Genomic DNA, 14,061 nt, shown 5'->3' with positions numbered 1-14,061 from the left:
CGATGAGCGCAGTTCCTTTACGGAATAACAAGGCGAGCGCAGCGGCGGTGCGCAGCATCACCGTGCTGGGTGCGACCGGGTCGATCGGCGACAGCACGATGGATCTGCTGCGGGCGTCTCCCGAGCGCTATCGGGTCGAGGCGTTGACCGGCAACAGCAACGTGCAGGGGCTCGCCAAGCTCGCCAAGGAATTTAACGCCGGCTTTGTCGCGGTGGCCGATCCATCGCGGCTGTCCGAATTGCGCGAGGCGCTGTCCGGCACGGGCATCGAATCGGGGGCAGGGGAGAGCGCCATCATCGAGGCCGGCGCACGTCCGGCCGACTGGGTGATGGCGGCGGTTTCGGGCGCGGCCGGATTGAAGCCGGCGCTCGCCGCGGTCGACCGCGGCGCGACCGTCGCGCTTGCCAACAAGGAATGCCTGGTCTGTGCGGGCGACATGTTCATGCAGCGCGCCGCCCAGGCCGGCGCCTGCATCCTGCCCGCCGATTCCGAGCACAACGCATTGTTCCAAGCGCTGTCATCGGGCAACCGCGAGGAGCTGGTGCGGGTCATCATCACCGCTTCCGGCGGACCGTTCCGCACCTGGGCCGCCGCCGATATCGAGCAGGCGACCCTGGCGCAGGCGCTGAAACATCCTAACTGGAGCATGGGCCAGAAGATCACGATCGATTCGGCCTCGATGATGAACAAGGGTCTCGAGGTGATCGAGGCGTCCTATCTGTTCGCGCTGTCGCCGGACGAGATCGATGTGCTGGTGCACCCGCAATCGATCATCCACGGCATGGTCGAGTTTTCGGATTGCTCGGTGGTCGCCCAGCTTGGCACGCCCGACATGCGCACTCCGATCGCGCATTGCCTGGGCTGGCCGGACCGGATCAAGGGGCCGGCGGCCAAGCTCGATCTCGCCAAGATCGGCACGCTGACGTTCGAGGCGCCGGATTTCGCGCGTTTCCCTGGTCTGCGTCTGGCATATGAGTCCTTGCGGACCGGGAATGGCGCGACCACGGTATTCAATGCCGCCAACGAGGTCGCGGTGGCAGCCTTCATTGCCGGTCAGATCCGGTTCGGCGCGATCGCGCGCCTGGTCGAGGCAACCCTGGAGAATTGGATTAGATCGGGTAATTTAGCACCTCTCACCTCGGCCGATGACGCCATCGCCATTGACCAAACTGCGCGAAAAAAGGCCGCAGCCCTCTTGCCTGAAATTGCCCTAAAGGCATCTTAGAGCGTTCGGGGCGCGCCGGCCCACCGGAAGGGAAACGGATGTCCGAATTTTTCCAACATATCTTCAATACGTTAAGCCATGGCCTGTTGGGCTATATCGTCCCCTTCCTGTTCGTGCTGACGATCGTCGTCTTTTTCCACGAGCTCGGCCATTTCCTGGTCGCCCGCTGGGCGGGCGTGAAGGTGTTAACGTTTTCGCTCGGATTTGGCCCTGAGTTGATCGGTTTCAACGATCGGCACAACACCCGCTGGAAGATCTCCGCGATTCCGCTGGGCGGCTACGTCAAGTTCTTCGGCGACGACAGCGAGGCCTCGACGCCCTCGGCCGAGGCGCTGGCGAAAATGACCCCTGAGGAGCGCGCCGGCAGCTTTCACCATAAGAAGGTCGGTCCGCGCGCCGCGATCGTTGCGGCCGGCCCGATCGCCAACTTCATCCTGGCGGTGGTCATCTTCGCCGGCATGGCGCTTTATTTCGGCAAGCCGAGCTCGACCCCGCGGGTCGATGCGGTGCAGGCCGACAGCGTGGCGGCGGCGGCCGGCTTCAAGGTCGGCGACATCGTCACCTCGATCGATGGTCACGAGATCGACAGCTTCGCCGACATGCAGCGAATCGTGTCGGTCAATGCCGGCTCTGAGCTCACCTTCCACCTCAAGCGGGACGGGAGTGATGTCACGCTGAAGGCGGCGCCGGCGCTGAAGGAGGTCAAGGACCTGTTCGGCAATGCGCACCGGATCGGTGTGCTCGGCATTCAGTACAACGCGCGGCCGGACGAAGCGCGCTCGACCCCGGTCGGCCTCGGCGAGGCGGTGAAGATCGGCTTCGAGCAGGTCTGGTTCATCATCGCCACCACCTTCAAGTTCGTCGCTTCCCTGTTCGCCGGGGCGGGGAGCGCGGGGGACGTCGGCGGCCCGATTCGGATCGCCCAGCTCTCCGGCCAGGCGGCGAGCCTCGGTTTCCAATTTGTTGTGCAATTATGTGCAACGCTGTCGGTCTCGATCGGGCTCTTGAACCTGTTCCCGGTTCCGCTGCTCGATGGCGGCCACCTTCTGTTCTATGCGGTCGAGGCCGCCCGGGGCCGGCCGCTCTCGGAGCGGGCTCAGGAGATGGGCTTCCGAATCGGGTTGGGCCTTGTACTGATGCTGATGGTGTTTGCAACGTATAACGACATCCTGCACCTCGCGGGGTCCTGACCGCGGCTTTTTTATGACGTGGCGGATGAGCAACGTTTTGAAACGAAAATGAAAATACGGAGACATGGAGCGTTTGCCGCCTAGGTGAAATTGGCTACAAGCGAAACGACCAAAAATGGGAATCTGTCGGTTCTGTAGGGGTATGGGGCCGACAACGGAATGATAAGGGCGCGTTGCGCATGAAGTTTGGATTGCGAGTGCGGGGGGGCATGCTGGCCGCTCTGATCATGTTCGCCGTGCCGGTGGCTATTCCGCTGGCGAACGTGGTCGTATCGTCGCCGGCAGCCGCACAGACGGTGAATTCGATTGAAGTCGTCGGCAATCGCCGCGTCGAGGTCGAGACCATTCGCTCTTATTTCAAGCCTGGACCGGGCGGCACGCTGGATGCGGGACGAATCGATGACGGCCTCAAGGCCTTGATCGAGACCGGCCTGTTCCAGGACGTGCAGATCAACCGGCAGGGCGGTCGTATCGTCGTGACCGTGGTGGAAAACCCGGTGATCGGTCGCGTTGCCTTCGAGGGCAACAAGAAGATCAAGGACGAACAGCTCTCGGCCGAGGTGCAGTCGAAGCCGCGCGGCACCTTTTCGCGCCCCATGGTGCAGTCGGACGCTTCCCGAATCGCCGAGATTTATCGCCGTTCGGGCCGCTATGACGTCCACGTCACCCCCGAAATCATCGAGCAGCCGAACAACCGCGTCGACCTGATCTTCACGATCGAGGAAGGCCCGAAGACCGGGGTCAAGGCGGTCGAATTCGTCGGCAACAACGCCTTCTCGTCCTATCGCCTCAAGGACGTGATCAAGACGCATGAAACCAACATCCTGAGCTTCCTGGGCGGCAACGACGTCTACGATCCAGATCGCGTCGAGGCCGACCGTGACCTGATTCGCCGCTTCTACCTGAAGCACGGCTATGCCGACGTGCAGGTCGTCGCGGCGCTCACCGAATATGATCCGGAGAAGAAGGGCTTCCTGGTCACCTTCAAGATCGAGGAAGGCCAGCAGTACCGGGTTGCGTCGGTCGACTTCCAGTCGTCCATCTCGACGCTCGATCCCAACTCGCTGCGTTCGTTTTCGCGCGTCAATGTCGGTTCGCTCTACAACGTCGAGAACGTCGAAAAGTCGGTCGAGGAGATGCAGATCGAGGCGTCGCGGCGGGGGTATGCCTTTGCCGTCGTGCGTCCGCGTGGCGACCGCAATTTCGAGGCCCATACGGTGTCGGTGGTGTTCGCGATCGATGAGGGCCCGCGCACCTATATCGAGCGGATCAACATCCGCGGTAACACCCGCACCCGCGATTACGTGATCCGCCGCGAGTTCGACATCTCCGAGGGCGATGCCTACAACCGTGCGCTGGTCGATCGCGCCGAGCGGCGGTTGAAGAACCTCGACTTCTTCAAGAGCGTGAAGATCACGACCGAGCCCGGCTCCTCCAGCGACCGCGTGATCCTGGTCGTCGATCTCGAGGAAAAATCCACCGGCGACTTCTCGGTGTCGGGCGGCTATTCGACCACCGACGGTGCGCTGGCCGAGGTCTCGATCTCCGAGCGCAACCTGCTCGGCCGCGGCCTGTTCGCCAAGGCCTCGGTGACCTATGGCCAGTTCGCCCGCGGCTACTCGCTCTCCTTCGTCGAGCCGTATCTGCTGGATTACCGCGTCGCTCTGGGCTTGGACTTCTATCAGCGCCAGCAGCTCGCCAACAACTTCATCTCCTACGGCACCAAGACGTTGGGCTTCAGTCCGCGGCTCGGGTTCCAGCTCCGCGAGGACCTCTCGCTGCAGCTGCGCTACTCGATCTACCAGCAGGAGATCACCCTCCCGGCCACGCTCGCGAACTGTAACAACGTTCAGTTCCTGCCGGGTGGCGCGCCGAATCCGGCGTTCAATCCGACCCCAGCCTTTGCCAACCTCAACGGAATCAGCTTGGCCGGAAGCAATGGTCTGGGCTGCTTCCTGGACGGTGAAGCCTCACTGCCGGTCCGCAAGGAGCTGGCGAACGGCCGCACGCTGACCTCGGCTCTGGGCTATACGCTGAGCTACAACACGCTCGACAACAACAAGAACCCGACCGACGGCCTGCTGGTCGACTTCAAGCAGGACTTCGCGGGCGTCGGCGGCGACGTCTCCTATCTGAAGACCGCGCTCGATGCGAAGTACTTCACACCGCTGGTGTCCGACATCGTCGGTATCGTCCATCTGCAAGGCGGTATCCTGAACAAGATCGGCAACAACGATCTGCGCATGCTCGATCACTTCCAGATGGGCCCGAACCTGGTCCGCGGCTTCGCCCCGAACGGCATCGGCCCGCGTGACATCAATCCCTTCGGGACCCAGGATGCGATCGGCGGCACCAAATACTGGGGCGCTTCGCTCGAATTGCAGATGCCATTCTGGTTCCTGCCCAAGGAAGTGGGCCTGAAGGGCGCGGTCTATGCCGACGCCGGCGGTCTGTGGGGCTATCAGGGACCGACCACTTGGGACGTGACAAAAGAGAACATTGTCACCAATTGTATCAGGCCAACGCAGGCGACCGGGACGGTTCCCGCTAATCCGGGCACCTGCACTGGACTGGTCTTCGACGACCAGAACACGGTCAGAAGCTCGGTCGGTGTCGGTCTGGTGTGGCAGTCCCCGTTCGGTCCGCTGCGCTTCGACTACGCCGTCCCGCTCACCAAGGGCAAGTTTGACCGCGTGCAGGAATTCCGGTTCGGCGGCGGTACCACCTTCTGACCCCGGGTGGGTTGACCCGATACGCTTTCGCGTGAATAACGCGCCGATGGTGTAGATTGAGCTCGGCTTCGGGACACCGGGGCCGAGCTCTGATCTTTTTTGGCTGTTATCGTACCGTGACGGATGGAATGGCCCAGCCGAGCTTCTTTCAAAAACCACCGCCGATGACGCTGGCCGCGATTGCGGCCGCGACCAAGGCCACGCTCGTCGATTCGTCGCGAGGGGAGCAGGTCGTCAGCGGCCTTGCCTCGCTCGACGAGGCCGGTCCCATGCACCTGGCCTTCTTCGACAATCTCAAATACGTCGATCAGCTGACGGCAACCAAGGCTGGAGCCTGCCTGGTCAGCCCGCGTTTCGAGGCGAGCGTGCCCGCGCATGTCGCGGTGCTGCGGATCGCCCAGCCGTTCCGGGCGTTCGTGCAGCTCGCCCGGCAGCTGCATCAGGATGCGCTGCGGCCGCAAAACTGGTTCGGCTACGACGGGATCGCGCCGTCCGCCATCATCGATCCGACCGCACGGCTGGAAGACGGCGTCGTCGTCGAGCCGCTGGCGGTGATCGGGGCTCATGCCGAGATTGGGGCGGGCACCATTGTCGGGGCTGGCGCCGTGATCGGGCCGCACGTGAAGATCGGGCGCGACTGCAATGTCGGGGCGCGGACAGCCATCCAATGCGCGCTGATCGGCAACGACGTGCTGATCCATCCCGCCTGCAGCATCGGACAGGACGGCTATGGCTTTCTCTTCTTCGGCCCGGACGGCCATCTCAAGGTGCCGCAGACCGGGCGGGTGCTGATCCAGAACAATGTCGAGATCGGCGCGGGCACGACCATCGACCGCGGCAGCCTGCGCGACACGGTGATCGGCGAGGGCACCAAAATCGACAACCAGGTCCAGATCGGCCACAATGTGACGATCGGCCGGCATTGCCTGCTGGCCGCCCAGATCGGGCTGGCGGGAAGCCTCACGATCGGAGACAACGTTGCGCTTGGGGCCAAGGTCGGAATCAACAATCACCTCAAGATCGGCGATGGAGCCCAGGTGACCGCGATGAGCGCGGTCAAGGACGATATCCCGCCGAACGGGCGCTGGGGTGGCCATTTCGCCAAGCCGACCAAGCAATGGTTCCGCGAGATCGTTGCGGTGGAACGGCTGGTGCGGGATATGACTGCGACGAATCCGAAGGACGAAGGACAGGAGTGATGGAGGAGTCACCCATCAGGTTCGCGGAAGTGGACATCAATGAGATCCTCAAGACGCTTCCGCACCGCTATCCGTTTCTCCTGATTGATGGCGTGAAGAACATCCGCGCCGATTATAGCGGCATCGGGGTCAAGAACGTCTCGATCGGCGAGCCCTGTTTCCAGGGCCATTTTCCCGAGCGGCCAGTCTATCCGGGCGTGTTGATGATCGAGGGCATGGCGCAGACCGCAGGTGTGATCGGCATCAAGTCCGTCGAGGGCACCGAGAAGCCGCGTGCGGTCTACTTCCTCACCATCGACAAGTGCAAGTTCCGCAAACCGGTGCTGCCGGGCCAGACCATCGAATATCACATGCGTTCAATCGGCCGCCGGAAGACCATGTGGTGGTTCCACGGCGACGCGAAGGTCGACGGCGTCACGGTGGCGGAAGCCGACGTCGGCGCGATGCTGACCGACTGATGGTCCGACAAGGCTTGGTTGAGTTCCCATGAGCAAGATCGATCCCACCGCGCGCGTCGAAGACGGCGCCATCATTGGCGACGGCACGGTGATCGGGCCCTATTGCGTGATTGGGCCGAACGTCGTGATCGGCGCCAACTGCAAGCTGATCTCCCATGTCCAGATCATGGGCCATACGACACTTGGCGACGCCAACGTGATCTCGCCTTTCGCCGTGCTCGGCGGCGCGCCGCAGGATCTGAGCTATCGCGGCGAGCCGCACCGGCTCGTGATCGGCTCCGGCTGCACCATCCGCGAAGGCGTGACGATGAACATCGGCACCACCAAGGGCGGTGGATTGACGAAGATCGGCGACCGCGGCTTCTTCATGAACAACGCCCATGTCGCCCACGACTGCATGGTCGGCAACGATGCGATCTTCGCGACCTCGGCGACGCTCGGCGGCCACGTCGAAGTCGGCGACGCCGTCTATATCGGCGGCCTGTCGGCGGTGCACCAGTTCACCCGGATCGGCCACGGCGTCATGGTCGGCGGCGTCTGCGGCGTGCGCGGCGACGTCATTCCGTACGGCCTCGTCAACGGCCAATATGCCGCGCTGGAAGGGCTGAACATCATCGGCATGAGGCGCCGCAAGTTCACCCGCGAGCGGCTGGCCACGGTCCGCGCCTTCTATCAGAAGCTCTTCCACGGTCCGGGCGTGTTCGCCGAACGCCTCGCGAGCGTGCGCCCGCTGGCCGGCGAAGATCCGGCCATTGCGGAGATCCTCGCCTTCATCGACGGCGGCAAGCACCGTCCGCTCTGCCTTCCCGAAGTCGGTGCATCCCCAGCTGAGGCTTAAGGCGGCTGATGACCGACGGGACCGTGCAGATTGCCTCGCCGGTCGGTTTGATTGCCGCGGGCGGCGTCATGCCGTTCGCGGTCGCCGATGCGATGGTCGCGCGCGGATTGACGCCCGTCCTGTTCGCGTTGAAAGGGGTGTGCGATCCGGCGCCGCTGTCGCGCTTCCGCCATCACTGGATCGCGCTCGGCCAGATCGGCCGCGTGGTGAAGCTGCTCCACGCGGAAGGCTGCCGCGACCTCTTGTTCATCGGCAGCCTGATCCGTCCCTCGCTCTCCGAAATCCGGATCGATCTCGGCACCCTGCGCGAGCTGCCGCGTATCCTTGGGTCGTTTCGTGGCGGCGACGATCATCTGCTGTCGGGCATCGGCCGCATCTTCGAGCGCCACGGCCTTCGCATGCTCGGCATCAAGGATGTCGCGCCCGAGCTGCTCGTTCCGGAGGGCTGCCTGACGCGCGCTGCGCCTGACCAGGCCGCTGCGGCCGATATCGCCCGGGGCCGCGCCGTCCTGCAGGCACTCGGCGCCTTTGATATCGGGCAGGCTGTGGTCGTGATCGATCGCCATGTCGTGGCGGTCGAGGATATCGAGGGCACCGACGGGCTGTTGGCGCGGGTGGCGCGGCTGCGCGCGCAGGGACGCATTCGTGCCGGGCTCAAGCGCGGTGTGCTGGTGAAGGCGCCGAAGAGCGGCCAGGACCTACGCTTCGACCTGCCGACCATCGGCCCCGCAACGGTCGACGGCGCCGCCGCCGCGGGGCTTGCCGGCATCGCGGTCGCCGCGAAAAACACGCTGCTTGCCGAGCCTGAGCAGATGCTCGCAGCCGCCGATCGCGCCGGGCTGTTCGTGACCGGTGTGGTGGCATGATGACGCGGGCACCCGCCGGGCCGGCCTTGCGTAAGATCTGCCTGATCGCAACGGAAGAATCCGGCGACCGGCTCGGCGCCAGCCTGATGAAGGTGCTGCGTCAGCGTCTTGGCGATGCCGTCGAATTCTCCGGGGTCGGCGGCCATGGCATGGCGCGGGAAGGATTGACGTCGTGGTTTCCGATCGAGGAGCTGTCGATCGTCGGCTTCTCGGCGGTTCTGAAACAGTTGCCGAAGATCCTGCGGCTGATCGATCGGACCGTCGATGCGGTCCTCGCCGCATCGCCCGACATCCTCGTCATCATCGACAGTCCCGACTTCACCCATCGCGTGGCGCGGCGGGTCCGCGCCCGCAATCCCGCGATCCCGATCGTCGATTATGTCTCGCCGACCGTGTGGGCGTGGCGGCCCGGCCGGGCGCGCGCAATGCGCGGCTATGTCGATCACGTGCTGGCATTGTTGCCGTTCGAGCCGGAGGCCTATCGGACGCTCAATGGTCCGCCGTGCAGCTATGTCGGCCATCCCCTGATCGAGCAGCTTGCGGTGCTGCGGCCGAATGCGGACGAGCAGGCGCGGCGCGCAGCGCAGCCGCCGGTGCTGTTGGTGCTGCCGGGCAGCCGCCGCAGCGAGGTGGCACGCCATCTCCCCGTGTTCGGCCGGACGCTCGAAGCGCTGCGCGCGCGCGGCGTGGCCTTCGAGGCGCTGTTGCCGACCACGCCGCATCTCGAAGCCGCGGTGCGGGCAGGGCTGGCGGACTGGCCGGTCGCGCCGCAGATCGTCACCGGCGAGGCCGAGAAGCGCGCCGCCTTCAGGATTGCGCGCGCGGCGCTTGCGAAATCCGGCACCGTGACCTTGGAGCTCGCGGTCGCGGGCGTGCCGATGGTGACCGCCTATCGCGTCGGCGAGGTCGAGGCCTTCATCCTGCGCCGCGTGATCCGGGTCCGGTCCGTCATCCTCGCCAATCTCGTGATCGGTGAGAATGTCATCCCGGAATTCCTGCAGGAGGCCTGCACCGCGGATAATCTCGCGCCCGTGCTCGTGGATATCCTAGGCAGCGGCCCGATACGCGCGCGTCAGGTCGAGGCGTTCAACCGGCTCGACGGCATCATGGCGACCGGTGCAGCGTCTCCAAGCGTGCGCGCCGCCGACATCGTGCTGGAGACCATGCGCAAGGGGCGCCGAAGCGCTCACACTTGAATGGTCGATGCCGATTTGGCTGGATCACCTGCCGCTACTCCGCCGCGACGGGTTCGACCTCGTGCTTACGCAATGTGGCCAGGGTGACGACGAAGGCCGCTGCCGCCGTGCAGGCGATCGTTGCCACCATTGGTAAGGACGTCCCGTCGAAGAACAATCCGCCGATGCCGACGATTACGGCGCCACTGACCATCTGCAGGGTGCCGCCGAGTGCGGAGGCGATGCCGGCGATCGGTCCATGGTTTTCCAGAGACAACACCATCGCCGACGGAATGACCAGGCCGAGGAACGCGAACGACGTGAACAGCAGCGGGATCAGGACGGAAAGGCTGTCAAAGCCGGCCAAGGTCAGCGCCAGGAGCAGCAGCGCGATCGACGCATAGATCGACACCGCCGCGAACACCACGCGGGCCATGCGGAAGCGGCCGCCGAGATAGCCGGCGAATTGCGACGCGCCGATAAAGCCAATGGCGTTGACCGAAAACGCCATGCTGTATTGCGTCGGAGTCAGGCCGTAATGGTCGATATAGACAAAGGACGACGTCGACAGGAACGCAAAGAAGCTCGATATGCCGAGGCCGCCGATGAAGGTGAGGCCGAGAAATTGCCAGTCGACCATCAACTCCGCGAAGCCGCCGAGCACGTTGCTGAGGCTGCCGCTGAGGCGCTCATGAGCCGGCCGTGTTTCGGGCAGAAGCACCGCGACCAGCGTCAACGCGATCAGCGCGGCAAACGTCACCGTGACGAAGACTGCGCGCCAGCCGAACGGAACGATCAGCGCGCTGCCCGTCAGCGGCGCCAGGATCGGGGATACCGAGAACACGAGCATCACGAGCGACATCAATTTGGTCGCCTCGGGGCCAGTATGGAGGTCGCGAATGATGGCGCGGGGAATCACGCCCATCGCGGCAGCGCCGATGCCTTGGATGAAGCGGAACGCGATCAACCAGCCAACGTCAGGCGCGAGGGCGCAGCCGACCGAGCCGGCGATGAAGCAGGCGAGACCACCATAAAGCGGAGCCTTACGGCCATAGACGTCCGACAACGGACCGTAGGCGATCTGGCAAAGGCCGAACGCGATGAAAAATGCGATCAGCGTCAGCTGCGTCGCTGACGTCGTGGCGTGCAGATCGGCGGCGATCGTGGGGAGTGCCGGAAGATACATGTCGATCGCGAACGGGCCGACCGCGGACAACAGACCGAGCACGACAGCATTGCGAAAAAAAGCGGACATGATTTCCTGTGGCCCGATGTTGCGTGTCGGTTCGTGCCCACGCATGTTTCACCGGCATGACCGGCGCATTCAGACAGACCTGCATGCCGGCGTTTCGACCGGATACGGGCATGTGTCAGATAAAAAAAGCCGGACGCGCGCTAACGCGTCCGGCTCGATCATTCAGCTGCTGAGCGCTTACTTGCGCTTCTCGATCTCGACGTAATCGCGGGTGGTGACGCCGGTGAAGAGCTGACGCGGACGGCCGATCTTCTGCTGCGGATCCTCGATCATCTCGCTCCACTGGCTGATCCAGCCCACGGTGCGGGCGACCGCGAACAGCACCGTGAACATCGACACCGGGAAGCCCATCGCCTTCAGCGTGATGCCCGAATAGAAGTCGACGTTCGGGTAAAGCTTGCGCTCGATGAAGTAGGGGTCGCTCAGCGCGATCTTTTCCAGCTCGATCGCGACCTTCAGCATCTGATCGTCGGCGTGGCCGGTCTCCTTCAGCACCGCGTGACACATCTTCTGCATGATCTTGGCGCGCGGATCGTAGTTCTTGTAGACGCGGTGGCCGAAGCCCATCAGGCGCACGTCGCTGTTCTTGTCCTTCACCTTGGCGATGAAGTCCGGAATCTTATCGACGGTGCCGATCTGGGCCAGCATGTTCAGCGCGGCCTCGTTGGCGCCGCCATGCGCCGGGCCCCACAGGCAGGCGATGCCGGCCGCGATGCAGGCAAACGGGTTGGCGCCCGAGGAACCGGCGATGCGCACCGTGGAGGTCGATGCGTTCTGCTCGTGGTCGGCGTGCAGGATGAAGATCTTGTCCAGCGCGTCGGCGAGCACCGGGTTCGGCTTGTACTCCTCGCAGGGCACGCCGAAGCACATGTAGAGGAAGTTCTCGGCAAAGGAGAGCGAGTTCTTCGGATACATGAAGGGCTGGCCGATCGTGTATTTGTAGGCCATCGCCGCCAGCGTCGGGATCTTCGCGATCATCCGCATCGAGGCGATCATGCGTTGCTGCGGATCGTTGATGTCGGTGGAGTCGTGATAGAACGCAGCCAGCGCGCCGACGGAGGCCACCATCACCGCCATCGGATGGGCGTCGCGGCGGAAGCCCTGGAAAAAGCGGGCCATCTGTTCGTGCACCATCGTGTGGTGCGTGACGCGGTGGTCGAAATCCTGCTTCTGCGCCTTGGTCGGCAGTTCCCCGTACAGCAGCAGATAGCAGGTCTCGAGGAAATCGCCCTTCTCGGCCAGCTGCTCGATCGGGTAGCCGCGATATTGCAGCACGCCGGCGTCGCCGTCGATATAGGTGATCTTGGACTGGCAGCTCGCCGTCGAGGTGAAGCCCGGATCGTAAGTGAACATGCCGGTCTGGGCATAGAGTTTGCCGATATCGACGACATCGGGGCCCACGCTGCCGCTCAGGATCGGAAGATCGTAGGTCTTGTTGCCGACGGTGAGCGTGGCGGTTTTCGTGCTGGATTTTGCGTCCATCGTGTTGTCCCCGATGAGATCGTTGAGCGCCCTTTTCATCTAGATGGCAGGGCGAGTGAGCTTTTCTAGTGCATGCCGCGCAAATGCGTATCGTATTGCCCTGTGCGCTGCAAGATGGGGGTAAATGCGACCTTATGAGGTAACCTGGTCCTTAAGTCGGCCTAAGCATTCATCACGTCCGAGCACCGCCAGCACCTCGAAAATGCCGGGCGAGGTGGTCCGTCCGGTCAACGCGGCGCGCAGTGGCTGCGCGACGGCGCCCAGCTTGAGATCGTTGGCCTCGGCGAACTGGCGCAATGCGGCTTCCGTGGCCGGGCCGCTCCAGGGCTCGACGGCGGAAAGCGCCTGGCAGAGCCGTCCGATCAGGGCCCGGTTATCAGGTGTTAACAGTGCCGCGGCCTTGGCATCGACCGGGAGCGGCCGTTCCGCGAAAATAAAGGCCGCGGCGTCGATGAGCTCCAAAAGCGTTTTGGCGCGCTCCTTCAGGCTCGGCATGGCCGCCATGAGCTGGGCGCGTGTCGTGTCGTTGAGCTTGGGCTTCAGCGCCGCGCCTTGCGGCGCATAGTTCAGGACGTCTTCGAACATGCCCACCAACGCCCGATCGTCGGTGTGGCGAATGTAATGCCCATTGAGGTTTTCGAGCTTGGCAAAATCGAAGCGCGCGGCGGAGCGGCCGATCGCGGGCAGGTCGAATGCCTTGATCATCTCCTCGGTGGAGAAGATCTCCTGGTCGCCATGGCTCCAGCCGAGCCGCACCAGGTAATTGCGCAGCGCTGCCGGCAGATATCCCATGGCGCGGTAGGCGTCCACGCCGAGTGCGCCGTGGCGCTTGGAGAGCTTTGAGCCATCCGGCCCGTGGATCAGCGGGATGTGCGACATCGACGGCACGTCCCATCCCAGCGCATCGTAGATCTGCTTCTGGCGCGCAGCATTGATCAGATGATCGTCGCCGCGAATGATGTGGGTGACGCCCATGTCATGGTCGTCGACGACAACCGCCAGCATATAGGTCGGATTGCCGTCGCCCCGGAGCAGCACGAGATCGTCGAGATTCTCGTTCTGCCAGACCACGCGGCCCTGTACCTGGTCTTCGATCTCGGTCTCGCCGGTCAGGGGCGCGCGCAGCCGGATCGTCGGCTTGAGGCCTGCCGGCGCATCCTTCGGATCACGATCGCGCCACATGCCGTCATAGAGGCGCGTGCGGCCTTCCGCGCGGGCCTTCTCGCGCATGGCGGCGAGCTCCTCGGGGGTGGCATAGCAGCGGTAAGCCATGCCGCTGGCGAGCAGCTGCTCGGCGACCTCGCGATGCCGCGCGGCGCGACTATATTGGTAGATGACCTCGCCGTCCCAATCGAGCCCGAGCCAGGTTAACCCGTCCAGGATGGCGTCGATCGCCTCCTTGGTCGAACGCTCGCGGTCGGTGTCCTCGATTCGAAGCAGCATCTTGCCGCCGCGACCGCGCGCATACAGCCAGTTGAACAGGGCCGTCCGGGCGCCTCCGATGTGGAGAAAACCGGTCGGGGAGGGGGCAAAGCGCGTGACGATGGGTTGGGTCATGGGCGGCAGCGACAGCAGTTTCCGGGCGGTGGCGTAGAGGCGGGGGGTGTATAGCAGGACCCGCGCATAACTAAAGCCTTCCT

General features: G+C 64.0%; 11 protein-coding genes. 8 read left to right on the top strand and 3 right to left on the bottom strand.

The window, feature by feature from the left end; genetic code table 11:
• Nucleotides 1-2 precede the first annotated feature (2 nt).
• The 8 genes from dxr to lpxB all read left to right on the top strand — a co-directional run bounded on the left by dxr (nucleotide 3) and on the right by lpxB (nucleotide 9,705).
• Nucleotides 3-1,226: a 1-deoxy-D-xylulose-5-phosphate reductoisomerase gene (dxr, locus tag QXZ85_RS29475; protein WP_315743350.1), complete on the top strand. Its 1,224-nt coding sequence runs from the start codon at nucleotides 3-5 to the stop codon at nucleotides 1,224-1,226.
• Nucleotides 1,227-1,264: 38 nt separating this feature from the next.
• Nucleotides 1,265-2,416, top strand: coding sequence for an RIP metalloprotease (locus QXZ85_RS29470; protein WP_316175324.1), 1,152 nt, complete (start codon nucleotides 1,265-1,267; stop codon nucleotides 2,414-2,416).
• A gap of 179 nt (nucleotides 2,417-2,595) precedes the next feature.
• Complete coding sequence (bamA, locus tag QXZ85_RS29465; protein WP_316175326.1) at nucleotides 2,596-5,148, top strand: outer membrane protein assembly factor BamA; 2,553 nt, start codon at nucleotides 2,596-2,598, stop codon at nucleotides 5,146-5,148.
• 128 nt (nucleotides 5,149-5,276) lie between these two features.
• Nucleotides 5,277-6,347 (top strand): UDP-3-O-(3-hydroxymyristoyl)glucosamine N-acyltransferase, encoded by a 1,071-nt coding sequence (gene lpxD, locus QXZ85_RS29460; RefSeq protein WP_315703504.1) that lies wholly within the window; start codon nucleotides 5,277-5,279, stop codon nucleotides 6,345-6,347.
• Complete coding sequence (gene fabZ / locus QXZ85_RS29455; RefSeq protein ID WP_315703505.1) at nucleotides 6,347-6,805, top strand: 3-hydroxyacyl-ACP dehydratase FabZ; 459 nt, start codon at nucleotides 6,347-6,349, stop codon at nucleotides 6,803-6,805. The genes lpxD and fabZ overlap by 1 nt, the downstream gene beginning before the upstream one ends.
• Nucleotides 6,806-6,833: 28 nt before the next feature.
• Nucleotides 6,834-7,643, top strand: coding sequence for an acyl-ACP--UDP-N-acetylglucosamine O-acyltransferase (gene lpxA / locus QXZ85_RS29450; protein ID WP_315703506.1), 810 nt, complete (start codon nucleotides 6,834-6,836; stop codon nucleotides 7,641-7,643).
• 8 nt (nucleotides 7,644-7,651) lie between these two features.
• Entirely contained in the window at nucleotides 7,652-8,509 is an 858-nt protein-coding gene (locus tag QXZ85_RS29445) for an LpxI family protein (RefSeq protein WP_315743354.1), read from the top strand.
• Nucleotides 8,506-9,705, top strand: a complete 1,200-nt coding sequence (lpxB, locus tag QXZ85_RS29440; protein WP_316175329.1) for a lipid-A-disaccharide synthase — start codon at nucleotides 8,506-8,508, stop codon at nucleotides 9,703-9,705. The genes QXZ85_RS29445 and lpxB overlap by 4 nt, the downstream gene beginning before the upstream one ends.
• Nucleotides 9,706-9,739: 34 nt before the next feature.
• Here the strand turns inward: lpxB and QXZ85_RS29435 are convergent, their stop codons facing one another.
• From QXZ85_RS29435 to gltX, 3 genes are all read right to left on the bottom strand, one after another.
• Nucleotides 9,740-10,939: a multidrug effflux MFS transporter gene (locus QXZ85_RS29435; RefSeq protein WP_315768853.1), complete on the bottom strand. Its 1,200-nt coding sequence runs from the start codon at nucleotides 10,937-10,939 to the stop codon at nucleotides 9,740-9,742.
• Nucleotides 10,940-11,116: 177 nt separating this feature from the next.
• Nucleotides 11,117-12,421 carry a citrate synthase gene (gene gltA, locus QXZ85_RS29430; RefSeq protein ID WP_315703511.1) on the bottom strand — a complete coding sequence of 435 codons (1,305 nt, stop codon included), beginning with the start codon at nucleotides 12,419-12,421 and terminating at the stop codon, nucleotides 11,117-11,119.
• 132 nt (nucleotides 12,422-12,553) lie between these two features.
• Nucleotides 12,554-13,978, bottom strand: coding sequence for a glutamate--tRNA ligase (gltX, locus tag QXZ85_RS29425; protein ID WP_316175332.1), 1,425 nt, complete (start codon nucleotides 13,976-13,978; stop codon nucleotides 12,554-12,556).
• Between the last annotated feature and the right edge of the window lie 83 nt (nucleotides 13,979-14,061).

The sequence above is a fragment of the Bradyrhizobium sp. SZCCHNGR1005 genome (assembly GCF_032489995.1).
GTDB lineage: Bacteria > Pseudomonadota > Alphaproteobacteria > Rhizobiales > Xanthobacteraceae > Bradyrhizobium.
The sequence above is the reverse complement of the archived record's forward strand: the minus strand, read 5'-3'. Positions and strand labels throughout refer to the sequence as shown.